Source organism: Halomonas sp. ISL-56, assembly GCF_018612805.1.
Classification (GTDB): Bacteria; Pseudomonadota; Gammaproteobacteria; order Pseudomonadales; family Halomonadaceae; genus Vreelandella.
In genome coordinates, this window is the sequence record NZ_JAGGRO010000019.1 from 193863 (window position 1) to 220292 (window position 26430).

Here is a 26430-nt window from a genome sequence, read left to right on the forward strand (position 1 = left end):
GATGCATGTTCATAGCGACATCAAGCAACTAGAGCACTGAATCAGCGAAGATCCTTGACGCGCCTGGCCTTACCCATCGAACGCATAACGCTTTCTACCGGGCACACTTCAACTTGGCTGCTGATACCAATGTATGTCTTGATGGCATGCTGAAGCTCTTTCGCGGCTTGTTCACAGGCCACGGGGTCGCGGGCGATGTCATGATGGTTAGCTTCGACACGTACAAGTACCGTGTCCATATTGCCTTGGCGGCTGACTTCGATCTCGTAGTGGGGCGAAAGCGACGCGATCTTTAGCAGTTGCTCTTCGATCTGTGTGGGGAATACATTCACGCCGCGAATGATTAGCATGTCGTCGCTGCGGCCAGTGATCTTATCGATGCGCCGCATGGGGCGCGCAGTGCCCGGCAGCAAGCGGGTCAGGTCGCGGGTGCGGTAGCGAATTACCGGCAGGCCTTCTTTGGTCAAGGTGGTGAACACCAGCTCGCCGTATTCGCCATCGGGGAGTACTTCGCCGCTGGCGGGGTCGATGATCTCGGGGTAGAAATGATCTTCCCAGATGGTCGGGCCATCTTTTGTTTCCAGGCACTCCATGCCCACGCCCGGGCCCATTACTTCAGAGAGGCCGTAAATATCGAGGGCATCGATGCCCAGGCGCTGTTCTAGGGCGGTGCGCATGCTGTCGGTCCAGGGTTCGGCACCGAAAATACCGGTGCGCAGGGGTAGTGTGCGCGGGTCGATGCCTTGGCGCTCCATTTCGTCCGCGATGTTGAGCATGTAAGAAGGGGTGACCATGATGATGTCCGGCGCGAAGTCACGGATCAGCTGAACCTGTTTCTCCGTTTGGCCGCCCGACATGGGAATGACGGCGCAGCCCAGGCGCTCGGCGCCGTAATGCGCACCCAGCCCACCGGTGAATAGGCCGTAGCCATACGCCACATGCACCTTGTCATTGCGGCTGCCGCCAGCGGCGCGGATTGAGCGCGCCATCACATCAGACCACACATCAATATCTTTCTGGGTGTAGCCCACCACCGTGGGTTGCCCAGTGGTGCCGCTGGAGGCGTGGATACGCACGATCTCGCTCATCGGCGTGGCCAACATGCCAAACGGGTAGTTGTCGCGCAGATCGGCCTTGGTGGTGAACGGCAGTTTGGCGAGATCTGCCAGCGTCTGGATATCGTCGGGATGTACCCCGGCTTTATCGAAAGACTGCCGGTAGAACGGCACATTGTCGTAAGCGTGCTTCAGGCTCCACTTCAGGCGCTTGAGCTGAGTGGCGCGCAGCTCGTCGACGCTGGCAGTTTCCAAGGGGTCGAGAGTTGCAGTGTCGATAGGCGTAGCGGGCTGATTCATCAGGGGGCTCCGGTCAAGCAAGTTGTTATTGGACTAGTGTCTAAATGCGCCATGGTCTAGAGAATGGTGTTAGTTATGGGCTTATACGCGCTCAATGACCATCGCGATGCCCTGGCCGACACCGATACACATGGTGCATAGCGCAAAGCGTCCTTGCCGACGTTCGAGTTCATGCACAGCGGTGGTGACTAGCCGAGCACCACTCATGCCCAGCGGGTGGCCCAGTGCGATGGCGCCGCCATTGGGGTTAACGTGTTCGGCATCATCACTAAGACCCAGGTCGCGCATGACCGCCAACGCCTGAGCAGCGAACGCTTCGTTGAGTTCGATAACATCCATCTGATCCAAGGTAAGCCCGGTCTGGGCAAGCACCTTACGGGTGGCGGGTGAGGGGCCGAACCCCATGATCCGCGGCTCCACCCCCGCGGTGGCCATGCCTACTACGCGAGCGCGGGCTTTCAGGCCAAAACGTTCGGCCTGCTCAGGTGACGCCATCAGCAGCGCACAGGCACCATCGTTAACGCCTGAGGCATTGCCCGCAGTAACACTGCCGCCTTCACGGAAGGGCGTGGGCAGTTTGGCGAGTTGCTCGGCGGTCGTGGTGGCGCGCGGATGCTCATCGCTATCTACCACTAGCGGATCCTGTTTGCGCCGGGGGACTTCGACAGGAATGATCTCTTCGGCCAGGCGGCCGGCCTCCATGGCGGCGGCGGTACGCTGTTGGCTGCGGAGTGCGAAGGCGTCTTGGTCTTGCCGGGAAATACCAAACTGTTCGGCGACGTTTTCGGCGGTTTCGGGCATGGAGTCGATGCCGAACTGGGCCTTCATGGCACGGTTCACAAAGCGCCAGCCGATGGTGGTGTCGAAGATGTCGGCCTGACGTGAGAAAGCTTGTTCTGCCTTACCCATCACAAAAGGGGCTCGGGACATCGACTCCACACCGCCAGCAATCATCAGCCCCGTTTCACCGGTCTTGATGGCGCGGGCAGCGTTGCCGACGGTGTCCATTCCAGAACCACACAAACGGTTAATGGTGGAGCCGGGCACCTCAACGGGAAGCCCCGCGAGCAACGCAGACATGCGTGCTACGTTGCGGTTGTCTTCCCCTGCCTGGTTGGCGCAGCCGTAAAGGACATCGTCTACCAGCGACCAGTCAACGTTCGGGTTGCGCTCTATCAGGGCACGCATGGGAATGGCCCCCAGGTCATCGGCACGCACGCTTGAAAGTGCGCCGCCGTAGCGACCTATCGGAGTGCGTATGGCATCAATAATTAGCGCGTCTTTCATTGGTTGTCTCCAGCAGCGGTGTCTTCCAAGCGGCGTACGCTGCCGCGGATTTTGTAGGAACGTCCGCGGAACAAGGCAACGGTATCGCCGTGCTGATTGCGCAACGTGATGTCGTAAATGCCGGTGCGCCCACGGCGGCTGCGCTCTTCGGCGGTGGCGGTGAGCTCATCGCCCAACTGGGCGGGGCCGAGATAGTCGATACTGCAGCCAGCGGCGACGGTGGCTTCATCGTAGCTGTTGCAGGCAAACGCAAAGGCGGAGTCGGCCAGGGCAAACAGAAAGCCGCCATGGCAGTTGCCGTGCCCCTGCACCATGTCCTGACGCACGGTCATGGTCAGTTCGGCGAAGCCGGGTGCCATGCGCGTAATGCGCATCCCCAGCCCTTGGCTGGCATGGTCGCGGGAAAACATTGCCTCGGCACAGGCTTCCGCCAGCTGTTGCGGGGTCAGTTGGGAGTCACTCATGAAAGCTTTCCTCACTCAGGGCTTTGCGGCGCAGCAGGAAAGAGCTGCGATAGCGCTCTTCGCCGTAGCTCTGCTGCAGGTGCGTAAGGGTACGGTGAACGAAGGGCAGTCCCAGCGAGTCCGCCCAGGCCAAGAGGCCGCGGGGATAGTTGACCCCGGCCTGCATGGCCAGGTCGCCATCCTGGGCGCTGCAGACACCTTGCAAAACGGCATCGGCGGCTTCATTGGCGAGCATGGCCACGGTGCGCAATACCACTAGCCCTGGCGTGTCGGTTAGCCAGGCCACATCCATTCCCAAGCGTTGGAAGAAAGCTGTGGCAAGCTGGCGGGCCTCGGGCGACGCTGTATGGCTGGCAGCAAGCCCTATGGCGCTGGCGCTGCGGTAGTCCAGGCACAGGTCGAAAAGTACCAGGGCTTCGAGCCCTTCATTAACCGCGCGCTCGGCGGCGCAGCGCCCATCGCTGAGGGCCAGCACCAGGTCGCCTAGGTACAAGCGAGACGTACCGTCTTGGTGTAGCGATTCGCGATATACCACATCAAGCCCGGCTTCCTGAGCGCGTTCCAGCAGCGGGGCGATGGTGCTATTCGCGCCCTGTACGACAAGTGCTGGCAGTTCCGCATTTGCTGGTGCTGCAAACTTGGGCTGAGCTGTAACGGTATTTGCACGCTCTCCTTCAGGAGGGTAGTCGAAGAAGCCTTGGCCAGACTTACGCCCCAGGCGACCAGCTTCAACCAGCGCCTGTTGCACCAGGGAGGGTTTGAACCGGGTGTCGCCGTAGTAGGCATCGAACACCGAACGGGTCACGGCGTAGTTAACATCATGGCCGATCAAGTCCATCAGCTCGAAAGGCCCCATGCGGAACCCGCCGGCCTGGCGCATCAGTGCATCCAGGGTGGCGGCATCGCTGGCAACTTCCTGTAGCAGGCGAAGACCTTCAGCATAGAAGGGCCGTGCCACGCGGTTCACGATAAAGCCCGGGGTGGAACTGGCGTGCACCGCGACCTTGCCCCAGGCGCTGGCGGTATCGAACAGAGTCTCAGCGACCTCGCTGGTGGTCGCCAGTCCAGACACCACTTCCACTAGCTTCATCACCGGCGCGGGGTTGAAGAAGTGCAGCCCCGCCATGCGCTCGGGGTATTCAAGATTGGCGGCAATGGAAGTAATCGACAGTGATGAGGTATTACTGGCTAGCAAGGTTCCCGGTGGGCATAGCGCTTCGAGTTGAGCAAACACCTGGCGCTTAATCTCAAGGTTCTCGACGATGGCTTCGATAATCAGGCGACTATCGGCCAGGGCATCAATGGCATCGGCAGGCTGCAGGCGAGCGATGATGGTATCCACATCACCTTGAGGCATCTTGCCCTTGGCAACACGCTTTTCCAACTGGCGACGAATGTTGTCGATACCGGCTTTTGCTGTGCCCGGTTGATTGTCATAGAGAATCACCGAGTGGCCAGCCTGGGCGGCTACCTGAGCGATACCGGCACCCATGGCCCCCGCGCCGATAACGCCAATAGTGGCGGTGCTAGGAAGTGCTGGCATATCACGCTCCCTTAAAGGTGGGGTGACGTTTCTCCATGAAAGCGCTGACGCCTTCGCGGTAATCCTCCGAGCGCCCGGCCAGCCGCTGAAGATCGCGCTCCAGGTCGAGCTGTTCGTTGAAGCTGTTATCGCTGCTGGCATGCAGGGCGCGCTTAATTAGTGCCAAACCGCGTGTGGGTTGAGTGGCCAGGTGGCGAGCCATGTTCATGGCTTCTTCTTGGAGCGCTTCATCGTCGACGCAGCGCCAGATCATGCCCCACTGCTCGGCGGTTTCGGCGGGAAGCTTGTCGCCCAGCATTGCCAAGCCCTTGGCGCGGGCCATGCCGACTAAGTTAGGCAATGTCCAGGTGCCGCCGGAGTCTGGAATCAAACCGATCTTACAGAAAGCCTGAATAAAGCTTGCCGAGCGAGCCGCTAACACGATGTCGCAAGCCAGGGCAATATTGGCACCGGCACCGGCGGCCACACCGTTCACCGCACAAATAGTCGGAAACGGCATGTCTTTAAGGGCGCGCAGCATAGGGTTATAGCGTTTCTCCAGCGACTCGCCGAGGTCAGGCGCTTGCTCGCCGGGCGCGACGCTACGGTCGGAAAGGTCTTGACCGGCGCAGAAGCCGCGACCGCTACCCGTCAGCAGCAAAGCGCGAACGCTTGGATCCTGGCGCACGGCCTTAAGCACCTTGCGCATCTCGGCATGCATTTCGGTATTGAAGCTGTTCAGGCTGTCGGGGCGGTTCAGCGTAATACAAGCGACGCCTTCTTCGACGCTGTAAAGCAGGGGCGCTTGGCTCATGGGGAATATCCTTGTCTCAGTGCCCTTTAAAAGAGGCAGGTCGTTTTTCTTGGAAGGCGCGAATACCCTCGTTGCGGTCTGCGGTGCCCGCCAGCAAGGTGAAGGCATGGCGTTCAAAGCGCATTTAGTGCTTCCGGGCGATTCAGCATGATGCATAAAACGCCTTCCATGGGTGTGGTTATTTTTAGAGTAGAGGGCATTTTTTCCTCTGTTCGGCCTGGGGCGCACAGGATGAATATCTGCCGAGTATAGGTTTATTTTGATACACATCAATACTGATAGGTTGTTTTAATGTGTCGCTTATCGTTGTTTTGGTTTGTTTATTCTTTTTTAACAACAGTTTGCATGTATTTTTTGCGAAGAGATGAGGGATCTTAGACCATGGTATGAAAGGCGGTTAAGTAGCTCAAGAAGGCATTTAAAGCTCCTATCTATCGAGTGTTTCGATAGTTAGTACACCACTACTTAAGTAAGTGGTGGCAGGGAAAGCGTTTGATGTTTTGTTACGGGAAAGATAGTCTTCAAGAATATGGCGTATCAAAAAAATAAGTGAGTGCAGGAGCGCCCCATGACGCAATCAGCGCAGCAGATGTTTGACCTTCATCGTGAGATTCTTGACCGGGCTGTCGCTGCTACCTCTGGCCGTGATTTTTGGACACCCTATCCAGAAAGCATGCGCAAATACCCTGAGGATGCCGTTAAAGCGGCACCGTCTAACAATCCTGCCGCGAATGCTTCCCTATGTAATCAAGCCTTTGTTGCCAACCGCTTCCTGGTGGTGCAAAGCCGTCGCCACGGCCAATCAAACTAACGGAGAACGTGATGCCTTACTATCGACTTGAAGGGGTGACGCCAGTGGTTCACCCGACGGCTTATGTACATCCTACTGCGGTGTTGATCGGGGATGTGATCGTGGGCCCCAACTGTTATGTAGGCCCTGGCGCGGTGATGCGCGGCGATTTCGGCCGTCTTGTGCTGGAAGAGGGATCCAACCTTCAGGATACCTGTGTGATGCATGGCTTTCCGGGCTGCGTCACTAAGGTTGAGAAGGATGGCCATATCGGCCATGGCGCGGTACTGCATGGCTGCGTGATTGGGCGTGATGCCATGGTGGGGATGAACGCCGTGGTGATGGACGGTGCCAACATTGCTGAGCGATCTATCGTTGCGGCAGCAGCCTTCGTTAAGGCAGGCTTCGAGTGCGAGCCCCAGTCGCTGGTGATGGGGTCACCTGCAAAGGTCAAGCGTGCGCTGAGCGATGAGGAGTTTGCTTGGAAGCAACAGGGCACTCAAGAGTATCAGCGTTTAGTGACCCGTTGCCGTGACAGCTTGGAAGCCTGTGAACCGCTGGCAGAACTCGATGCTGACCGCCCAGCTTTGCTGGCCGGTGACACTCAGCCTAAACAGCAGACGCTGGATCAGTCGTCACAATCATAAGTTGCGGTATGCTCGATATGACGACTAATTCAGTTGTCTTGTGAGGTGTTCATTCCAGCCCGCCGAAGCGCTGGTAAAAACTGGGCCCGGGGGCGGGTAATGGGCCCTCGGCGGTTTCCAGGTGTCGATCTAGCCAGCGCTCTGCGCGTTCGTAGAGCAAACGATAGAGATTGCGGCAGAGCTGATGGGCGTAGCGGCCTTCCCACGCCGTGGGGAGGAGTTCGTCAGGCAGAAGGGGATCGCGTAATTGAACCTTGCGATACTCGTGAATAAGTAAGGTGCGCGCAATGAAGCACGCTTCCTGTCCCAAATGGTTCTCTGTGTTGAGAGCGTTCCAGAGGGGGCGAAACTTAACCAGAAAACGTTGGTAGAGCTCGGCTAATTCGTCGAGGTTCCAACTCTCTCTGACCTGTAGGCGTAGCGGTTTGCTGGTCATGGGCTCCATGGCCTGAGTTTGCATAACGATCGTATCGTCTGCCGCATCCAGTTCTTGCAAGGCCGCCATGGCTTCTGCGCATGACAGCGTAGGGTGTGCCAGCACGCCCTGTGCAAAACTACCAAAACCCAGCCATTCGAGTTCGTCACGAATCTGCTGACGCCGGTCTGGGGGGAGCTGTGTCAGCAATGCTAATGTCCACTGGCCCAACCAAGGAGGCTGAGCGCCGTGATAGACGCGTTTGAAGGCTTGTTCAAAACGCCGCCGCCCAGGGCCACTCAATCGGTAGTAGCTGCGACGACCCACCTTTTCACCCCGTAGCCAGGTCTCATGGGTCAGCCGGTAAACAGAGGTACGCACTAGCCGCTCATTGATACCGATAGGCTCCACCAGTTTCGACAGGCTACCTAGCCACACCGTACCGCCCCGGGGAACGATAGAGTCGCCATAGACGGTAATAATCAGTGAACCTGCGCGGATTGGTCGACGTTGCTGGAAGTCATCAATAAGCGTGGCGACGCAGTCTGTAGCTGACGACATGGTGAAAGTTGTTTTCCTTTACGATGATATTGTCGGTAGAAATGACAGAAAATATAACGAATATAGCAGATTATCGTATCACGTTTTTTGGTGGTTTGGCCGGAGTCGTTACCAGGGAGTCTGGTGCCAACGGTTTGTGAAGAAGTGAATCGCCCCAAGTTTCGTAGGCACGGTAATTGCCCTATTTCTATAACCGAAAAATGCGTAGAGCTCATTCACTATATGGCTCAAAATTACTCAGAGCTGATTGGCTAATTAATAGTTTCTACATCAAAAGCTACAATCTGGCGCTCGACGCTTGAAAACTCTACGCAATTGCTTCCTAGATGCCTCTTGTACGCCTAGCGCGGGCAAGCTCAGTCGGCATCAATCGGGATAAAATAGATTGTGCCGCTAAGGTTTTTCAGTGGGTGGCTGATCGGCACGGTTAGGTATTAGCTTCCGAAGCCGAGGGGACAGGTTCAAATCCTGCCGAGCGAAACTAATTGTTAAAAAGGCGCCTGCGACTAAATGGCGCGCCCATGCTCATTGATTAAACTTGAGCTTTCCTTTTCTCGATGACGATATTAAAGCTATAATGCGTAAGATATACGTTTAAGAGTTATCTTAAATAAATTTTAAAAATATAGGAATTTAGACCATGGCGTCGGTACTGAGTGATTATCTCAAAAAAGAACAGTTGTTAAAGCAGCTACAAGAAGAGCTGCAAGCACTGGAAAATAACAGTGAGCTAAAAGAAGAGCTTGAGTTCAAAGAAAGACTACAAGCGCTTATGACTGAGCACGGAAAACTAGCGCGCGACGTATGCGAAATGCTTGACCCATCTTACCGCTCTAAACCAGCAAAAGCGGGCAAGGTAAGCACAAGCGATACGGATGGCCGTAAAAAACGCCCTTTGAAGGTCTACAAGAACCCACACACTGGCGAAGTGGTAGAAACCCGTGGCGGGAACCACAAAGTCATTCAAGGGTGGAAAGCAGAATTTGGTAATGAAGAAGTGGTCAGTTGGGTTGTGAACGAAATCGCGTAATAAAACTGATGTTTACTTTGGTTGATGGCGCCGGCTTGGCAAAATTACCCATAAAACGCTCACTGAGCCTGCTCAGTGAGCGATAATTTATCTAAGCGCTGAGAACATCAGCCATCCATTAAGTAGCGTTTTGCTCTAATGATCTCCCCATCGTTTTATTAACATTAATCTAATTTTTATTAGTTCTTATCTCCGGGTAGGTGCTTCTACTTTGCCAAGGCCACCCAATCTCTAAGCCGCTACCGTATTGCTAATCTTTAGCACCTGAAATGAACCCTAAGTCACTCGACGGGTGGTTGTGTGCATTCCGGTAAGCATTCCCTTTTAACGTAGGTAGGCGCTAACACTCACTGAATAAGCCAGAGTTGGCTTGGTCTAGAAAGGTAGAACTCTATCGATGTGTAATTGTGGCCTGCAAATTCTCGCAGGCCACAATTGTGTGCAGCCTAATCTTCCGGCCTTAGCTCTTCCTGCTTGGGTGGGCTGCCTACTCGTACTTCGCTGAGCTCCTCATGGGAGAGGCCGCGGTATAGCGCGAACATCATGATAAATACCAGGATAAACATCGGCAGGCCGACAACGGTGATGACCTCCTGCAGGGCGGTAAGCCCGGCATCGCCCGCCAGCACGATCAGCATGGCAGCCAGCATGCCCTCGGATACGCCCCAAAATACCCGCTGGTGCCATGGGCCAGGGTCGGAGCTGCCGGTACACAGCATATCGACGACCAGGGAGGCGGAGTCTGAGGAGGTGGCAAAGAAGATGGCTACGATCACCACCGCCAGGCCCTGAATCAAAGTAGCGGCGGGGAAGTTCTCAAAAAACGCAAACATGGCGAGCGGAATGCTTTCGGCGACGGCAGCGGATATGGTGCCGGCCTGATCGCCCATGGCTGCCCGGGCCTCTGGCCCTATGCCGTCAATTTCCATCGCCGACCAGCCGAAAATCGCAAACCAGATTAGCGTAAAGATGGAGGGAGCGAACAGCACCCCCAGCACGAATTCGCGGATAGTTCGCCCGCGGGAAATCCGCGCTACAAAAATGCCGATGAACGGAGACCAGGTCACCGTCCAGGCCCAGTAAAATACCGTCCAACTGCCTTGCCACCCCCAGGCACCGCCATCGCTGGAGTAGCGTGCTAGGGTGTCATTCCAGAAAGCCATGGGCAGCAGGTTGGTGATATATAGCCCAAAGGTTTCGACAACAGCACGCAAAAGGAAAACCGTCGAGCCGGTAAACAGCACAAACACCAACAGGCCAACGGCCATGCCGATATTGATGTTGGAGAGCAGCTTCACGCCTGAATCCAACCCCGCCACGATGGATCCCACGGCCACGGTGGTGAGAACGGCGATGATCAACACTTTCGTTATCACGGCATCCGGCACACCAAACAGTTCTGTTAGCCCCGCATTAATCTGCTGGGTGCCCAAGCCGATAGAAACCGCCACGCCAAATAGGGTGCCGAGTATGGCAAAGATATCGAGAGCTTTACCGATGGGGCCGTAAATGCGCTCGCCTAACAGAGGGAAGAAGACCGAGCTAAAACGCATCGGCAGGTTGTAACGATAGATAAAATACGCAAATGCTAGCCCCGGCATGGCGAAAATCGCCCAGGTATGCAGCCCCAGGTGATAAATCGAAAAGCTCATGGCATCGTCGGCGGCGTCAACAGAGAAGGGCTCAACACCCGGCCGTGGAGGAGTCGCAAAGTGGGAAATAGGCTCGGCAACCCCCCAGAACATCAATACCGTGCCGATACCGCCAGCAAACAGCATGGCGAACCAGGAAGCGTTGGTATAAGCGGGCTTGGCATCATTGCCCCCCAAACGAATCGCCCCGAAACGGCTTATCGCCACCCATAGCAAAAATGCTACCCAACTTGTGACCCCGAAAATAAAAAACCAGCCAAGGTTAGTCACGATCCATTGCCGCCCCGCGCCGAAGGCTTCGCCTATGGGGCCCGGCGCAATCAACAGCGCCACTAAAAAAAGGATCATAATCCCAGCAGAGGTGAAAAATATGGTGGGATCCGTCTTGAGGCCCAGCTTGCGTGCAAGTGCATCCATCGTTACGTCTCCCTGTGTTTTTAAGACCCGTTTTCAAGACTCGTTTTCACGACCCGTCTTTGACCAGCTTCTATAACAACGTAGGAGTTATAGGCTGATTACGCCAAGCTGGGCGCAGACAAAAAGGAGGTATATCTATGAGGAAATGCAGCCTGCGCCGGCCACGCTAGTTTTATAACCACTCCGAAGAGGCTTGGGGAGAGTACACCGGAGTTCTGGCTGAAAGATCAGCAGGCCTTAAGGGGTTTGACAGGAATCCACTACTTCGCATAATTTAGTATTTATTATAATAATTAGAAATGCCGTGATGAGATGATAACAACTCCTCACATGGCTTTGAGCGCCCAGCACAACAAAAGCAACATCAATATCAAAAAGGAGGTGCTCATGAAGGCACATAATGCGGTCACAACGTCTCGTAAGCCTTGGTATCAACGTATTCCCCATCCCGCCATTCTCATCTTCTGTCTGATTTGCGTGGTCTGGGTGTTAACGCTGATCATCCCCGCTGGTAGCTATGATCGCCATGATATCAATGGTCGCAGTGCGGTGATTCCTGGGACATTCCATCTCATTGATCAGGCGGCCCCATCATTCCTTTCGATCTTTCATTCCATTCCACTTGGCATGATCGGTGCTGCGAGCATCATCGTTATCGTTTTCATCGGTGGTGGCTTGTTCCGAGTGATGGAAGCCACCGGTGCACTGGAGAATCTGGTCGGCACACTGGTAAAGCGGTTGGGGCACGAGCGTCCTTCCATATTGATATGGTTGATGACTTTCGTCTTCGGCGCCTTGGGGGTCGCGGTCGGTTATGAGAACAACATTGCGTTGATTCCTCTTGCCGTTCTATTGGGGCTTGCGATGGGCGGGGACCGGCTGGTAGGCACGGCGATTGCCCTCGGTGGCGTTGGGGTTGGCTTTGCGACTTCACCGATCAACGTTTACACCGTTGGCGTATCCGACCAAATCGCACAATTGCCGATGTTTTCCGGTGCCGGTTTGAGAAGCGTGCTATGCCTATGCGCTCTGGCCCTTCTGGCCCATCACACCAGTCGCTACATGCAGCGTTTGCGTGAGGACTCAAGTGCATCGTTGCTCGAAAGTGAAGAACAAAATGTGTCGCTTGATAAGCCAATCAGCGAGTATCGACTATCGGCTTCAGATCTACGCGTCATCGGCACCTTTGTCGTTGGCCTCGGCATTATGCTTTATGGCGTTTTCGCCCATGGCTGGTATATCAATGAGATCTCTGGTGTTTTCATCGCCATGACGATCGCTATAGGCGCGATGGCTAAACTCTCACCTACCGACATCAATCGTTACTTCTTTGAGGGCGCCGCTGCGGTTTGTACCGGCGCTCTGCTGGTTGGGTTGGCGCGCGCTCTCCAGGTACTGCTTGAGCAAGGGAGTATCGGTGACACCATCGTCCACGGTCTGGCTGAGCCGCTAGCCGGGCTACCTGTTTTGTTGTCAACGCTGGCGATGACATTGGTGCACTCGGTTATCAATGTCTTTATTCCCTCGGGTAGTGGGCAAGCTATGGCCACCATGCCGATAATGATTCCGCTGTCGGATCTAATCGGTATGACCCGCCAGACCGCTATTCTGGCGTTCCAGGTTGGCGATGGTCTGACGAATTTGATAGTACCCACTTCCGGTGGCACCTTGGCAATGCTGGCGATTGCTCGGGTGCCTTACGATCGCTGGGTGCGCTTCTTCTTTCCGCTGCTAGTCAAGCTCTTTCTGCTTAGTTGGGGGTTTCTGGCGTTTGCGGTAATGATTGGCTGGGGGCCTGCATGAGCCAGAAGCGTTCAGATCAGATCGCCGAGGGGCTGCGGCAGCGGATTCTGTCCGGTGAGCTGCCGCTCGGCGCCAAATTGGAGAACGAGTCCGCCCTTACTGCGCGTTTTTCAACCAGTAAGTGGACACTTCGTGAAGCGTTGAAGTCGCTCGAAACTCAGGGCTTGGTACGGGTAAAAAGCGGCCCCGGAGGAGGGGCCGGTGTTACCGAAGTCAGCGCCGACACGGCCAACGAAATGCTATGGAATTTCTGCTTTAGTCGTGATCTATCGATTCCAGACATCTACGCACTTCGCAAGCTGCTGGAACCCGCACTGGCGCGCCAAGTAACACCGCTACTCAGCGAGGAAGCGTTGGCCCAGTTGACGGCCACCGCCGGGCGCTGCTGCAGCTATCGGCGCGACGGGCGCGGTGTCTCGGAGAGAGAAGATGAAATCAACTTCCACAATCTGCTCGCCGCTGCTTCGCCCAATCCGTTACTGCGCTTTCTGATCGAGTTTCTGAACGGCCTGTTGCTCAAGGTAGTGGTTGCCCAGCAGTACGACCCTGCCTTGACCGGCATTGATCTGAACTATTACGGTCACGATTATCATCTTGATTTAATTGAGGCCTTTCGCGCCCGCGACGCCGAGCGCGCCGCGCAGCTAATGTATGACCATATGGAGGCCGCCCAAGATTATATGGCCAAGGTAGCCGCTGTGGCCGAGTGCGGCCGTCCCTCCAATGACTCAAGTGAGGATCCACGATGTCCCTGACAACGCCCAACGCTTCCAGCATGCTTGATCGACTCGTGGGCTTTCCCACTGTGTCCCGCGACTCCAACTTAGCGCTTATCGAGTGGGTTGAGGCCTACTTAGATGAACACGGTGTACAGCACTGGCGCATTGATAGTGATGATGGCAGCAAGGCCAACCTGCTAGCGCGCATCGGCCCCGCTGTCGAAGGCGGCGTGGTGCTGTCGGGGCACACCGATGTGGTGCCGGTGGACGGCCAACCCTGGTCCAGTGATCCGTTCAAGCTGATTGACAAGGGCGATGGTCGCCTCTACGGCCGCGGTACCTGCGATATGAAGGGCTTTATCGCCTGCGCCTTGGCTGAGGTGCCGCGCTGGGTTCAGCTAGCGCTGCCTAAGCCGATCTATCTAGCGCTCTCCTACGACGAGGAGATCGGCTGTGTGGGCGCGCCGCGGATGATCGAGCGTTTGATGGCCGACCATCCGCGCCCGGCAGCGGTAATCGTCGGCGAGCCCACCTCGATGGCACCGGTGGTGGCGCAAAAAGGCGCCACCAACCTGCGCACCACCGTGACTGGCCATGCCGCTCACTCCAGCCAAGTCAACCAGGGGATCTCGGCAATCCATGTGGCGGCACGCTTAGTCACCAAGATCGAAGACGTCATGAGCGAGCTCAAGGCGGAGGGGCGTGTGGATGAGGCCTTCAATGTGGTGCACTCCAGCCTTCACGTCGGCAAGATCGCCGGCGGGACGGCGACCAACATTATGGCCCGGGAGTGCAGCTTCGATTGGGAGATTCGCCACCTGCCCCAGGACAGTGTCGACGAACTGCTAGGCCGCGTCACCGACTACGCTAGCCAGCTCGAAGCCGAGATGCAGCAGCGCGTCCCGCAAACCAGCATCGTCACCGAGACGCTGAATGCCACCGTGCCGGCGCTGGCCGACCGCGACAATGCCGAAGCGCTGTCGCTATGCCACGCGCTGCTCGGCGAGCAGGCGGTGGGCGGCGCGGTGGCCTACGCTACCGAGGCTGGCCAGTTCCAGCGCGAAGGTCTGGCCACAGTGATCTGCGGTCCCGGCAGCATCAGCCAGGCCCACCAGCCCGATGAGTATATCGACATCGACCAACTCGAAGCGGGCAGTCGCTTTATGCAGGCGCTCGGTGAGAAGATGGCCGTAAGCTGATAAAGCTATCTTCTTCAATGCAATAAGTGCGCACCGTGATCCGCCTCAGAACGTCGTTGGCAGGCCGCCAAGCCTTCACGGCGAAGGCTCCAAATCGGCCCAGAAAGTGCCTTCCAGCGGGTAGGGCAGTAGGTTTTCGTGTACAGATTGCCAAGCTGCGGCAGGATTCAGGTCTGCCATGGCATCAGGGTGTAGCCACTTTGCAACTTGCTGAACGGCGATAAACTGAAAGGGTGTGTTGTAGAACAGGTGCCATAGTGCATGCACGCGGCCTGATTCCACCGCTTTGAGCGTCGACCACCCTGGCCGCGCCGCGATCAACGCCCGCATGGCGGCACGGGTTTCGTCCTCTGAGACGTCATAGCCCAGTGGAATCGAGCGGCTACTCAATACCTGCCAGTCGCCCCCGGTTTGAATGATGACGTCAGGATTTCGAGACAGTATCCACTCAGTGTGCAGTTGGCCAAACAGGCCCGGCAGTCGCTCAGCGGCAATGTTATGCCCGCCGGCCAATCGCACCACACGGCCCAGGTTGTCATCGCCGACGCTTCGGCAGCACTCTGGATGCAGCCCCGCCGCTGTTTCGATCAAAACATCCGGCCGCTGCAGAGGCTTAGGCAGGCGCTTGGCGACGTCTTCAAGCGCCTGCTGACGCATGGTAATTAGTGCCTCGGCCCGCGCTTCGTCAGCGAAGATTTGTCCCATCAGCCTCAGGCTGGGCACCATATGCTGGTCTGCCTGGGTCAAGAAATCCACGAATACCACCGCTACCCCGGCTGTCTCCAATGTGCCTAGCGCCGAGCCTTCACGTAATGCAGGCCAGGCGCTCAGATCAAAAACAATCACGTCTGGATTAAGCGCAATGGCTTGTTCGAGATCGAATTCACCGGTGGCCGCTTTGCCAAAACGCGCTAACTGTTCGGCGTGGGGGAAACGCTGCTGAAGGCGTTGCCAGACGTCTTCATCGAAGCGAATGAGTTCATCACGCCAACCCACAAGGTTTTGGAAAGGGTCGTCAGGCTGGAGAGCGGCAAGGGTATACAGCAGCCGACCTTCGCCCAAGATGACTCGTTGTGGGTTATCGGGCAATAGAACCTTGCGGTCGGCCAAGTCGGTTACCTCCAGCGAGCTCGCCAGTGCAGGCATCGCCAGGCTAACCGTCAAAACCATCAAGCATAAGTGCCATAGTCGTCGTCTTAGACGACGCTTAAACAAAGCGGACATCCCTCGTTCCTTAATCAAACATGACCTATATAGAACGGTCTTTATAAAACAGCGCGTGCTGGCGGGCTGATGTCAGCAGCCCGCCGTCGACTCAAAAGGTGACATCCAATCCTAAGCTGTAGGCGCGCCCTGGTAACGGCACTCGTCCCACCGGGCTGGTGTCTACCCCGCGGAAATAGGCATCATCGTCGGTCAGGTTGTGCACACCCAAGGTTAAGCTTGCTGCGCTGGCGAATGGCAGTCGGTAGCCTAAGCTGGTATCGACTAACCAGTAATCAGGCAATGGGCCGGTGCTGCCGTTCGCAGTCTCTTGGGCGGTGTTGGCTGCATCGGCGAAGCTTTTATCGACGTAGCGGGCGCCGACATTGCCGAACCAGCGGCCCTGTTCCCAGCGCGCCATTAGGTTGAGCAAGTGATTGGGTGCGTTGGGCACCTCGTTGCCAGCCAACTCCCCACTGCGTTGCTCAGTATCGATCCAGGTCCAGGTGCCTTCCAGGCTGAAGGGCAGGGTATTCGGCGCCCAGGCCAGTCGTGTCTCGAGCCCTTGGTAGCGGGTTTCTCCGAGGTTCTTGAGGCTATTATCTGGCTGCTTGACGACCTGATCCTCGTAGTTGATTAAGAACCCCGTGGCCTCTGCTTGCCAGGGGCCAGATTGGTAACGTGCCCCAAGCTCATGGTTCCAGGCTGTCTCGTTTGATACATCGCCTGGGTTGGTGATCTGCGCGAGTTGCACCGGGGTTAACGACCGTTGGGCGGAAGTGAACAAATACCACGCTTCGTTGGCCGCATATCCGACGGTAAGGCCGGGCAGCCAAGCAGCGGCGTTATTCTCATCGCGACCGCCATTTAAGGTATCGACGTAGTCCATCTCTGCATGCTCGTAGCGAATACCCGGGGTGACTTCCCAGCCACCGCCTAGCTGCCAAGTGTCGCTTAGGTAAGCGGCCATTGCGCGGGTCTTGAAGTCCCAGCGACGAACCGGGGCAGCAGTTTCACTACCGACAGCGCGGCGGTTGACATCAAAGTCGACATCTTCTTCCAGATAGCGAGCGCCCATCATCAGAGTGTGATCACCCAACTGCCAAGCGACGCGGGGCTCGCTGGCCCATACTGAGAAGCTGCGCGGGGAGTCGGCGACATGGGTGGCTGGCTCGCCTGGGTCAGACCAATGGCTCGCACCGCTCAAGTTTTGGCCAAACCAGAAGGTTCGGTCACTCTGGTGGCCAAATTGGCGCCAACTTATCTCTATATTGTTGCTGGGTTGCCAATGCCAGGTCGCGTGGGCTCGCCATGTGTCCGCCTCGAAACGGTCGTAGGGACGCTGAGAATCGCTGCGGTCTCGGGCGTAGGCGTCTGGCGTTAGTGCGCCAGGTAGATCCGTGTCTACGCTGTAGTACTGCAGTTGGCCATCGACCCATTGTTCATCATTGAGTTGGTAATCGGCATCTAAAATGAAATTATCGACCTGCGTTTGGCTGCGCTCGCGCCCGCCCTCGCCGCGCATCAGGTTGGCTTGAAACTGGAGCCCCAGGTTGTCACTCACTTGCCCGCCTGCGCGCAGGTAATGATCGCTGAGCACATGGCCGGTGGCGTCATCTACCGTCAGGCGCTCGCGCCACTGGGCTTCCTTCTCTGCGGGGATGCCGCGTGTGACGAAATTGAGCACTCCGCCCACGTTGTTTGGGCCGTAGTGAACCGCCGCGCCACCCCGCACAATGTCAACTTGTTCTAGCGTGGGCAGCGTTACCGGGAATAGTGAAACACCGATATTGCTGTAGGGGCCCAAGGCAGCCGGAATACCGTCCACTAAAATTTGTACCCGCTCGCTACGGCGTGGTGATAAACCGCGAATGCCGATGTTTGGCAGCACGCCCGTACCGGTCTCATCCTGTACGTGGATGCCCGGTACCTGGGCTAGCGCATCTTCAAGCTGACGAATATCGCCACCGTGTAGCGCCTCACCCTCCAATATCTGGCGTGCGCCTGGCGTGGTCTTTGGGTCAGTGCGAGTGGCGCTTAACCAGTCGCTGGAAACAACCAGCGTTTCGAGCTTACTGGCAGGTGCTTGCTGTTGAGCCCAGGCCAACGGAGAGGCGGCGGCGATGACCAAAGGCAGTACGCGAAGGTAATGCATACGATGTTCCCTTGTTAATGATTATCATAAGCGAGTGGGGTATCATAAATAATTGGCGCCAATCTGCAAGAAATTATTAGAGTGAAGAGCAAAGGAGAGCTTAGGAATGGATCAGGCTTCAGCACGTCAAGAAACCGCACGTCAAGAAAAAGACCAAAGCTGGCTAAAGGAGCAGCTGAGAATCGGTATGGGGGGCGGGCGTTTCCCCGCTGATAGTTGGTTGCGTCAAGATGCCCTTGCGGAGCTATATGGCGTCAGCCGTTTTGTTGTGAGAGGTGCCCTGGAGCGTTTGTCGGAAGCGGAGGCCATTGAGCATGTGCCCCACCGGGGCTATCGAGTTAGGCGCTGGAGCCACCAAGAGCGCCTGGAACTCACTGAAGCTCGCCTAGTGGTGGAGCTTGCCATGGCGCCATTGATGATGGCACGCAGAACTGAGGCACTGATGGAACCAGTTAGGCAGGCTTGTGCCCAATTTGAATACGCTGCCAGTAAGGGCGATGGTGAAGCCATGTTTCTCAGCAATCATGCCTTTCACAGAGCGCTAGCAGTGCTTGCTGGCAATCGGCAGTTAGCCGATCAAGTGAATTGGTTGCGTGAACAGGGCATGCGTGGGGCCGGGCCGGGATGGCCCAAGGCTGGCGGGGTCGAGCGGAGTATACGCGAGCACTATGCGATGGTTGAAGCAATAGATGCTGGCGATGTTTTGGGGCTACAGGGTGTCGTACAGCGTCACTTAACAGCGTGGCAAGAGCGCATCACCCGCTAACGGCTGCGCCTTTTGATCTGATACATATGGCTATCTGCACGGCTTAGTAGGGTATCTGCGTCTTTTCCATCTTCGGGATAACAGGCCACGCCGATGCTGCAAGATGGCATGCTCACTTCGCCAAATTCAGCGCCTAATGGCTCGCTCATGACGGTGAGTATCTGATCTACCTTTTCCGTCACAGCCGTTGTCGACTTGATATCCGTTAACAGCACTGTGAATTCATCGCCGCCCATCCGGGCGACTGTATCCGTCTCTCGCACACAGCCTTCCAACCGTCTGGCTACCGTGCAGAGCACTCGGTCTCCCGCGGCATGCCCATGAACATCATTGATGCCCTTGAAGTCATTAATATCCAGAAACAGCAACGCCAGGATGTTCTGGTGACGGTGGGCCGCACTTATCCCCGAGACCAACCGATCATAGAATAGCGCTCGGTTGGTCAGCTTTGTCAGTGGATCATGGTGAGCAAGATAGCGTAGTTCCTCCTCGGCCTGCATAAGCGCTGTGACATTTCGCGCGACACCGATCCGCACACCTTCTTCTTCGTACCAGCGGGCAGCCCACAGGATATGCACGATGCCGCCGTCCTTGCGGATATAGCGGTTGCGGAAATCCATGTGGGGTTTGCCGTTCATCACACGGTCAATGGAGTCCCGTGTGGCCGCTAAATCGTCAGGGTGCATGTAGTTAGTAATCAGGGTGCCAATCAACTCGCGGGGTGCGTAACCGAGTAGTGACTCACAGGCATCACTCACAAAGACAATCTGGTTATCTTTATCGACCACGAAGACGGCGTCCAGCATTAGATGAATCAGTTTGGGGTAGAGCGCTTGCAGGTCAACGGCCATAGGCTGGGCTCATCCGGTTAGCATTCTTCGACTATAGAGCAATCGCGAAGAGAGGCGATAAGAATTCTGTCAACGTTGGAAAGAGGCGCTGCCTAAATCCTGTTGATCAATGGCTGTGCAGATGGGGCATCGGTTAGCGGTGAAGCTTAATTTAGCCTAGCACAGGTGTAGTGAGTGGATTTATACGCCTTGGAACTTGAAGCGTTCGGGCGTGTCCTGAGAGGGATACCGTAAAAGTGCCATTGAGCGCAGGGCATCTCACTAAGCCCGTTTTATGGGTTTGGATTGGCCCTGTTTCTATGTTCACAGGAATGGTTAATTTTCACGAGTAAATAAGGGTGTTTGAGAATGGCAGATGCAATGGAAGTGGCGATTTCTTTTGGCGAGGTGCTGGACAAAATTACCATCCTTGAGATTAAGTCAGCGCGAATTAAAGATCAGCATAAGCTTGAAAATGTTCACCAAGAGCTAAATGAATTAGGTGAGGCATGGGAAGATGAGATACCGGATAGCCCCGAAGTAGCTGAACTGCGTGGCCAGCTGAGGAGCATCAATGAGCAGCTGTGGGATATTGAAGATTCCATTCGCGATCATGAGAAAAGTCAGGACTTTGGAGCCGTGTTTATTGAGCTGGCACGCTCTGTCTATTTAACTAACGATAGGCGTGCTGCAATCAAAAAAGAAGTCAATGTATTACTGGGTTCACGTCTTATAGAAGAGAAATCGTATTCAGCTTATTGAGTGAAAGCTAATAGATGGGTGCTTTTGAAGTTTGGTCATCTTCGGTAGTTATTATTTTATTATCTTCGATAATTAACAATAAGGATATTATATCGCTACAAGGAGAATGGTCGCTATCGATATGTCCAGCTTTTAACTCAATTATTAAAATAATACAACAAGGGGTTCCATTGATTAATTCAATCTGTTTGCTTCGTTTGTCTGCCATTGGTGATGTTACCCACGTCATTCCTATTGTTTTAGAGCTTAAAGAGCGTTACCCAGATACCCATATTGTCTGGGTAATTGGCAAGCTTGAGGCAAAATTAGTGGGTGACATACCGGGTGTGGAGTTTGTTGTTTTCAATAAAAATGCCGGTTGGCGGGGTTACCATGAATTTCGTCAGGCAATGCAAGGCCGACGATTTGATGTCTTGCTTCATATGCAGGTCTCTTTACGCGCTAATTTGGTCGCTGCGCTGGTGCCCGCTAAGTTAAAAGTGGGCTACGATAAAGCCCGTAGTAAAGATCTCCATAGCTTGTTTATTAATTGCCGCATAGCCCCTGCGCCGCAACAGCATGTCAGGGATTGTCTTGCCAGTTTTCTTGAGCCGATTGGGCTTACTGCTGCCCCTCCGAGATGGTCCATTCCGCTTGAAGAAGGGGATCATGAATTTGCCTGGGCCAAGCTAGACCCTCATCGTAAAAACCTTGTCATCAGCCCTTGTGCCAGCCATTCCTTGCGGAACTGGAGCGTCGATCGCTACGCACATTTAGCTGACTACGCTATTCGGCAGCATGATATGAATGTGCTGTTGGTCGGTAGCCCATCTCCCACCGAGATAGAGTACTGCGAGGCGATCACCGCTAGCATGAAAGAGGTGCCCACCAATATTTGCGGCCAGGATAATCTCAAACAGCTAACGGCACTACTGACTCACGCTGACTTGCTGGTCGCGCCGGATACCGGCCCCGCGCATATAGCCAGCGCGGTGGGTACCGACGTGTTAGGCCTGTTTGCTGCCAGTAATCCTCATCGGTCAGGCCCTTATAGTTCTGTGCAATGGTGTGTTAACCGTTATCCAGAAGCGCTAGAAAAATTCACTGGCAAGACCGTATCTCAGGCCCGCTGGGGCGCCAAAGCTGAATTCGATGGGGCAATGGCGATGGTCACTGTCGAAGATGTCACGATGAAACTAGATCAGTGGGTGGAAGAAAACGTAAGTTAAGCGCCTTGTGAGGGCGGTTGAGCGGGGGGCGTTACTTTATCCGCTGGTGGCGATGTAAAATATGGCAGTTATTTCTACCGCTGCTCCTGGAGCGACCTTGGATAGATTCGAAGAGATGCGTGTATTTGCAGCGGTGGCTCAGCTAGAGAGTTTTTCGGTTGCCGCGCGGCAGCTTGAACTGTCGCCTCCTCGGGTGACTCGGGCGGTGGCGGCGCTTGAAGCACGCCTGGGCGTTGCGTTGTTACAGCGCACTACACGGCAGGTACACGTAACGGAGGCGGGGCGTCGTTATCTGGAGGATGCTCAGCAGGTGCTTGCACAGCTTTCCGAGGCTGAGGCCGCCGCGACCGGTAGCTATCTTACTCCACGCGGTCTTTTAAACGTGACCGCGCCGGTGCTGTTTGGTGAGTACTTCGTTACCCCACAAATCGTCGCTTATCTGGTTCAATACCCGGAGGTGCAGGTGCGTGCCGAATTGATCGATCGGCCGGTTAACCTACAGGAAGAGGGCGTCGATGTGGCGGTGCGCATCGGGCATGTGCCCGAGGATTGCCAACACTTGACCGTGCCGGTTGGTGAAGTGCGCCAAGTGGTTTGCGCCAGCCCCGAGTGGTTAGCCCGACACGGTGAACCAACCCACCCCCTTGAGCTGGAAACGCTGCCCACGGTGGTGGCTGAAGGCGGCAACTTGAGTGGCCACTGGTGGTTTGAGGAAGAGGGCAAGCGCATTGAGGTAACGCCTTCGCCACGGCTGCGCATCAGCGCTATTCACGCGGCGTTAACGGCGGTCGAGGCGGGTGCCGGGCTTACGCGGCTGTTGTCTTACCAGGTGGCTGCCAGTGAAGCTGAAGGTAGGGTACAGCGGGTGTTAACGCGCTTCGAACCAGTGGCCATTCCTATCAATATTTGGGTAACGGCAGGCCGTGGGCGCGCTGCCAGCGTGCGCACCTTCGTTGATTTTCTTGCCGAGCGGCTGCGTGCCGACCCGGCGCTCGCCTACCGCGGCTGACCATGGCGCTCCCCCCTGAATCGCCGCTGCACTTTGAGGCCTTAATGGCGCTATCTGCTGTTGCCAGGCACGGCAGCGTGCAAGCCGCGGCTGAAGCGAGCAGCGTGTCGGCGCCCAAGCTTCACCGCCTGCTGCGCGCTCAGGAGCAGCGTCTGGGTGTCGCTTTGATCACTACCTCGGCCAGGGGGAGTACGTTGACGGCGGCGGGCGAGCGTTTGCGCGAACACGCCGACCCGCTGATCCACACGGTAACCGACGCCGAAACCAGCGCGCGCCAGGAGCACCGCGAGCTTAACGGCACGCTACGTTTGCAGGCGCCCCAGTCGTTGCTAGAACCCCTCTTGTTGCCGCTGTTGCTGCGGTTGCAAGCGCAGCACCCGGCATTGAAGGTCTGCCTGCTGGCCGATGAGCACTCCCATCGAATTGGAACGCAAGCACCGCCGCACCTTCACCTGATGCGCGGGCCGCCGCCTGCCGCCGTTTACGCCAGGCAGTTGGGCGATTTGCGCATTGGCTTGTTTGCCAGCCCCCGCTATCTAAATAAGGCGGGGCGGCCGGATAGCCTGAGTAGCTTGGCCCGCCACGCGCTTATTCACTGCTCACAGGAGGGGCTGGCACCCGTTTGGCCGTTAGCTGCAGGCCAATCCCTGCGCTTTGAACCGAGGCTGACCATTAGCGCATCTAGTGCCGCGCTGCGGGCCGCCATTGAGGGCGCGGGTATCGTGTGCTGCTATCAGCTAGAGGCGCGCCGGGCTTGCCAGCAGGGGGTGCTCGAACCTGTCGCTGAATCACTCTGGCCTGCGGCGCACTCCCTGGCGTTGACCTACGCCCTTGGCATGCGGGCACCTGCCAGCGTTATGGCATTTTTGGAACTCGCGACCCCCTGGCTGCGGCAGCAGTTGGCCGATTGATTATTTCATTCAGCACAATTTTCTGTTGTTCAAAATCACTATTCTTGCGCTTCTTGTTTTCGCTCAGGATAGGCAACGTCGCTAACGGCTTTGACGTTCGCCAGTGCTTAAACAGCTAATTCAGGGAGCCAATCCATGTCCAACGCTATCAAGGTTTATCGCCACCCGCTTTCCGGCCACTGCCATCGCATCGAGCTAATGCTTTCGCTGCTTGGCTTGCCCGCCACTTTTATTGATGTCGATCTCGCCGCGGGCGAGCACAAGGCATCGCCTTTTCTTGATATGAACGCCTTCGCACAGGTGCCGGTGCTTGATGACCAGGGGGTTATCCTGGCGGATTCCAATGCCATTCTGGTCTATCTGGAGCGCCGCTATGGTTCTGGGCAGGGCGCTGGCCGCTGGCTGCCGGACGATCCGCTGATTCAAGCCCAGGTGCAGCGCTGGCTTTCCGTGGCGGCAGGGCCGTTGGCAAACTCCGCTATGAAGGCTCGTTTGGTGACGGTCTTTAATGCTCCGTTCGATCCTGAACCGCTGATTGCCGATGCTCACGCGCTGTTTGAAATTATCGATGCTCACTTGGCTGATCAGCCCTTCCTGGCGGGAGAGCAGGCCACCCTGGCGGAGGTTTCGCTCTACAGCTATATCGCTCACGCCCCCGAAGGCAATGTGTCGCTGGAACCCTACCCGCATATCCGTGCCTGGCTGCAGCGTATCGAAGCGCTGGCAGGCTTTGTGCCTATGGCTGTCACCAAAGTAGGCCTAGTGAACTGATTACCCGCCAGGAGTCGAGAGTGGAAAACGCCGTCACTACCAGCCCGTGGCACGCGGGCGAGCTTGCCTTGCAGCGCGTGGTCGGGGTGGAGCAACAGATGGCGCAGATTGGCAGCAAGGTGATGCGGCCTTTTCTAACACCCCAACTGCAGCACTTTTTTCCTCAACTGCCGTTTGTGGCTGCGGCCGCGGTGGACAGTGACGGCTGGCCGTGGATCACGCTGTTGGAGGGGGCGCCGGGGTTTGTTCAGGCTTCTGACGAAACACGGCTCGATCTCGCCATAACCCCGCCTGCAGATGACCCCCTTATACCGCTGCTTACCAGCGGTACTAGCCTGGGGCTGCTGGGTATCGAGCTACCCACGCGCCGGCGTAATCGGGTCAATGGCGTGTTGCGGGGCTCAGCAGGCCAATGGCAGCTAGAAGTCGTTTACGCCTTCGGCAACTGCCCCCAGTACATTCATGACTGGTCGGCAATGAGGTCGGTGCAGCCCCAGCCGGGCCCCGTGTTAACCCTGCGTGACGCGACCCTCGATCAGTTGCCAGAGCCGTTGCTGGCGCATATTGATCAGGCGTTAACGGCGTTTGTGGGGAGTTATGCGCGTACCGACCAGGGTGTGCAGGTGGACGCCTCCCATCGCGGCGGGCAAGCGGGGTTTATTCGCCGCCAGGGGGCTGATCTGATCCTGCCTGACTTTGCAGGCAATCAATTCTTCAACACCCTGGGTAACGTGCTGGCCAGCGGTCGCGCTGCATTGGTAATACCTGACTTTGTCGGCGGCGATGTGCTGCACCTCTCCGGCGAAGCGCAGATGGTGGACGAAGAGACCGTTGGGGCGCGTTATCCCGGCGCTGAACGCTACTGGTGTTTAACGCCACGGCATATCGTGTGGCGACCGGGGGCCTTGCGCTGGCGTAGTCATGCAGGTGCAGTAGCAGTTGAGGCTGAACCCCATGGGCCCTGGCAGGCGCTTGCGCCTTCCGCTCTACAGCGTGTTCAGGTGACCGCCGTGGTGGAGGAGACACCCGAGATTCGCTCTTTATACTTGCAGAGTTGTCAGCAGGGCATAGCGCTGGCTCCTTTTGAAGCTGGGCAGTTCATCACGCTGCGTGTGCCGCGTCTGGATGGCACGCCGCTGGTGCGCAGCTATACGCTATCCGGCAGTCGCCGCGAAAAGAGCTACCGCATCAGTATCAAGGCAGACGGAGAAGGCTCGCGTTACTTGCACCAAGCTCTAAAAGTGGGCTCGGAGCTAGCCGTCAGTCAACCAACGGGTTCGTTTACAGCGGCGGCCAGCGGGGTGGAGCGCGCCCACTGGGTGCTACTGGGCGGCGGCATCGGTATTACGCCGTTAGTCAGCCTGGCCCATGAGCTAACCGCTGCAGGCCGTGGCCCGGTGACGTTAGTTCAGAGCGTACGCGCTATGGCTGAGGCGCCTTTCGGTGAGGAGCTGCTCGACCTTGAGCAGCGAGGGCTGCGTTTGCGGCGCCATGTAACGGGTGCGGCGACTGCTCGAAAAGAGTGGATGGCTGGTCGGGTGTCGCTGGAACGTGCTCTTAGTGAACAGTTCCTTAGCGAGCAGGCGCTTGCCGAGGTGCAGCTCTATCTTTGTGGCCCCGCGGCTTTTGTTCAGCGCTACCATCAGGAGGCGTTAGAGCTCGGGTTATCAGCCGCGCAGATACACACGGAAGCGTTTGGCCCTTCAGCGCTGGCACAAGCGTTTACAGCGCCCGTTGCAGAACAGGCGGTAGAAGTCAGCTTTGCCAATTCAAACGTCGTTACCCACTGGCAGCCGGGCGAAAGCCTGTTAGAAACCGCCGAGAAAGCCGGGCTTCAGCCTGCCTATGGGTGCAGAAGCGGCAGCTGTGGTGAGTGCGCCTGCCTGTTAGTGCAGGGGGAAGTGACCTATCCGAATGGCATATCAGCACCAGCCGGGGAAATCCTGCTCTGCAGCGCCCGGCCAGCGGCGCACTCGGGGAGGTTAGAGATCGAGTTTGCGTAGGCGGTACGTATACTGGTACTGCCACTTGTTACTGGTAGCGTGCCAGACGGCGCTATCAGCTTTCGCAGCGCCATCGTTTAAACGCTACATTAAGTCTTCATAAATTAAATTTAATCCAGTAAAAACTCACTATATAG

At 56.5% G+C, this 26430-nt stretch carries 23 protein-coding genes; 13 read left to right on the top strand and 10 right to left on the bottom strand.

Going from position 1 to position 26430, the window contains the following annotated elements:
• Nucleotides 1–41: 41 nt before the first annotated feature.
• The 5 genes from paaK to paaG form a co-directional block, all read right to left on the bottom strand.
• Nucleotides 42–1355, bottom strand: coding sequence for a phenylacetate--CoA ligase PaaK (gene paaK / locus J7J49_RS16735; protein ID WP_215094198.1), 1314 nt, complete (start codon nucleotides 1353–1355; stop codon nucleotides 42–44).
• Nucleotides 1356–1436: 81 nt separating this feature from the next.
• Nucleotides 1437–2642 carry a 3-oxoadipyl-CoA thiolase gene (pcaF, locus tag J7J49_RS16740; RefSeq protein ID WP_215094200.1) on the bottom strand — a complete coding sequence of 402 codons (1206 nt, stop codon included), beginning with the start codon at nucleotides 2640–2642 and terminating at the stop codon, nucleotides 1437–1439.
• Complete coding sequence (gene paaI, locus J7J49_RS16745) at nucleotides 2639–3106, bottom strand: hydroxyphenylacetyl-CoA thioesterase PaaI (RefSeq protein ID WP_215094202.1); 468 nt, start codon at nucleotides 3104–3106, stop codon at nucleotides 2639–2641. The genes pcaF and paaI overlap by 4 nt, the downstream gene beginning before the upstream one ends.
• Entirely contained in the window at nucleotides 3099–4649 is a 1551-nt protein-coding gene (gene paaH, locus J7J49_RS16750; protein WP_215094204.1) for a 3-hydroxyacyl-CoA dehydrogenase PaaH, read from the bottom strand. Before paaH ends, paaI begins: the two co-directional genes overlap by 8 nt.
• A gap of 1 nt (nucleotide 4650) precedes the next feature.
• Nucleotides 4651–5442 carry a 2-(1,2-epoxy-1,2-dihydrophenyl)acetyl-CoA isomerase PaaG gene (gene paaG / locus J7J49_RS16755; RefSeq protein WP_215094206.1) on the bottom strand — a complete coding sequence of 264 codons (792 nt, stop codon included), beginning with the start codon at nucleotides 5440–5442 and terminating at the stop codon, nucleotides 4651–4653.
• Nucleotides 5443–6010: 568 nt separating this feature from the next.
• Here paaG and J7J49_RS16765 point away from each other — a divergent pair.
• Both J7J49_RS16765 and paaY read left to right on the top strand, forming a co-directional pair.
• Nucleotides 6011–6253: a hypothetical protein gene (locus J7J49_RS16765; RefSeq protein ID WP_215094309.1), complete on the top strand. Its 243-nt coding sequence runs from the start codon at nucleotides 6011–6013 to the stop codon at nucleotides 6251–6253.
• A gap of 11 nt (nucleotides 6254–6264) precedes the next feature.
• Nucleotides 6265–6879: a phenylacetic acid degradation protein PaaY gene (gene paaY, locus J7J49_RS16770; protein ID WP_215094208.1), complete on the top strand. Its 615-nt coding sequence runs from the start codon at nucleotides 6265–6267 to the stop codon at nucleotides 6877–6879.
• A 49-nt stretch (nucleotides 6880–6928) separates the two neighbouring features.
• Here the strand turns inward: paaY and paaX are convergent, their stop codons facing one another.
• Nucleotides 6929–7855, bottom strand: coding sequence for a phenylacetic acid degradation operon negative regulatory protein PaaX (gene paaX / locus J7J49_RS16775; protein ID WP_215094210.1), 927 nt, complete (start codon nucleotides 7853–7855; stop codon nucleotides 6929–6931).
• A 640-nt stretch (nucleotides 7856–8495) separates the two neighbouring features.
• Here paaX and J7J49_RS16780 point away from each other — a divergent pair.
• Complete coding sequence (locus J7J49_RS16780) at nucleotides 8496–8885, top strand: histone-like nucleoid-structuring protein, MvaT/MvaU family (RefSeq protein WP_064235558.1); 390 nt, start codon at nucleotides 8496–8498, stop codon at nucleotides 8883–8885.
• A gap of 446 nt (nucleotides 8886–9331) precedes the next feature.
• On the opposite strand, the gene J7J49_RS16785 is transcribed toward J7J49_RS16780, so the two are convergent.
• Nucleotides 9332–10954 carry a BCCT family transporter gene (locus J7J49_RS16785; RefSeq protein ID WP_215094212.1) on the bottom strand — a complete coding sequence of 541 codons (1623 nt, stop codon included), beginning with the start codon at nucleotides 10952–10954 and terminating at the stop codon, nucleotides 9332–9334.
• Between the two features lie 387 nt (nucleotides 10955–11341).
• Between J7J49_RS16785 and J7J49_RS16790 the strand changes: the two genes are divergently transcribed.
• From J7J49_RS16790 to argE, 3 genes are read left to right on the top strand one after another with little or no spacing between them, the layout of a single operon-like run.
• Nucleotides 11342–12757: a YfcC family protein gene (locus J7J49_RS16790; RefSeq protein WP_251048365.1), complete on the top strand. Its 1416-nt coding sequence runs from the start codon at nucleotides 11342–11344 to the stop codon at nucleotides 12755–12757.
• Nucleotides 12754–13512 (top strand): FadR/GntR family transcriptional regulator, encoded by a 759-nt coding sequence (locus tag J7J49_RS16795; RefSeq protein ID WP_215094216.1) that lies wholly within the window; start codon nucleotides 12754–12756, stop codon nucleotides 13510–13512. The genes J7J49_RS16790 and J7J49_RS16795 overlap by 4 nt, the downstream gene beginning before the upstream one ends.
• Nucleotides 13503–14675, top strand: a complete 1173-nt coding sequence (gene argE, locus J7J49_RS16800) for an acetylornithine deacetylase (protein WP_215094218.1) — start codon at nucleotides 13503–13505, stop codon at nucleotides 14673–14675. The genes J7J49_RS16795 and argE overlap by 10 nt, the downstream gene beginning before the upstream one ends.
• A 75-nt stretch (nucleotides 14676–14750) precedes the next feature.
• Here argE and J7J49_RS16805 read toward each other — a convergent pair whose 3' ends face one another.
• Both J7J49_RS16805 and J7J49_RS16810 read right to left on the bottom strand, forming a co-directional pair.
• Complete coding sequence (locus J7J49_RS16805; protein WP_251048366.1) at nucleotides 14751–15899, bottom strand: ABC transporter substrate-binding protein; 1149 nt, start codon at nucleotides 15897–15899, stop codon at nucleotides 14751–14753.
• A 91-nt stretch (nucleotides 15900–15990) separates the two neighbouring features.
• Nucleotides 15991–18033, bottom strand: coding sequence for a TonB-dependent receptor family protein (locus tag J7J49_RS16810; RefSeq protein WP_215094220.1), 2043 nt, complete (start codon nucleotides 18031–18033; stop codon nucleotides 15991–15993).
• Nucleotides 18034–18139: 106 nt separating this feature from the next.
• On the opposite strand from J7J49_RS16810, the gene J7J49_RS16815 reads away from it, so the two are divergent.
• Entirely contained in the window at nucleotides 18140–18799 is a 660-nt protein-coding gene (locus J7J49_RS16815; protein WP_215094222.1) for a GntR family transcriptional regulator, read from the top strand.
• Here the strand turns inward: J7J49_RS16815 and J7J49_RS16820 are convergent.
• Nucleotides 18796–19650, bottom strand: a complete 855-nt coding sequence (locus J7J49_RS16820) for a sensor domain-containing diguanylate cyclase (protein ID WP_215094224.1) — start codon at nucleotides 19648–19650, stop codon at nucleotides 18796–18798. The two genes, J7J49_RS16815 and J7J49_RS16820, sit on opposite strands and share 4 nt — an antisense overlap.
• 348 nt (nucleotides 19651–19998) lie before the next feature.
• On the opposite strand from J7J49_RS16820, the gene J7J49_RS16825 reads away from it, so the two are divergent.
• The 6 genes from J7J49_RS16825 to J7J49_RS16850 all read left to right on the top strand — a co-directional run bounded on the left by J7J49_RS16825 (nucleotide 19999) and on the right by J7J49_RS16850 (nucleotide 26293).
• Nucleotides 19999–20391 (top strand): DUF6165 family protein, encoded by a 393-nt coding sequence (locus tag J7J49_RS16825; RefSeq protein WP_215094226.1) that lies wholly within the window; start codon nucleotides 19999–20001, stop codon nucleotides 20389–20391.
• Between the two features lie 14 nt (nucleotides 20392–20405).
• Nucleotides 20406–21599: a glycosyltransferase family 9 protein gene (locus J7J49_RS16830; protein WP_215094228.1), complete on the top strand. Its 1194-nt coding sequence runs from the start codon at nucleotides 20406–20408 to the stop codon at nucleotides 21597–21599.
• 61 nt (nucleotides 21600–21660) lie between these two features.
• Nucleotides 21661–22608 carry a LysR substrate-binding domain-containing protein gene (locus tag J7J49_RS16835; RefSeq protein ID WP_251048367.1) on the top strand — a complete coding sequence of 316 codons (948 nt, stop codon included), beginning with the start codon at nucleotides 21661–21663 and terminating at the stop codon, nucleotides 22606–22608.
• Nucleotides 22609–22610: 2 nt separating this feature from the next.
• The gene (locus tag J7J49_RS16840) at nucleotides 22611–23519 is read left to right on the top strand and encodes a LysR family transcriptional regulator (protein ID WP_215094230.1); all 909 of its coding nucleotides are present in this window, start codon (nucleotides 22611–22613) and stop codon (nucleotides 23517–23519) included.
• Nucleotides 23520–23654: 135 nt separating this feature from the next.
• Complete coding sequence (locus J7J49_RS16845; protein ID WP_215094232.1) at nucleotides 23655–24290, top strand: glutathione S-transferase family protein; 636 nt, start codon at nucleotides 23655–23657, stop codon at nucleotides 24288–24290.
• A 20-nt stretch (nucleotides 24291–24310) separates the two neighbouring features.
• Nucleotides 24311–26293: a 2Fe-2S iron-sulfur cluster-binding protein gene (locus J7J49_RS16850; protein WP_215094234.1), complete on the top strand. Its 1983-nt coding sequence runs from the start codon at nucleotides 24311–24313 to the stop codon at nucleotides 26291–26293.
• The last annotated feature ends 137 nt before the right edge of the window (nucleotides 26294–26430 follow it).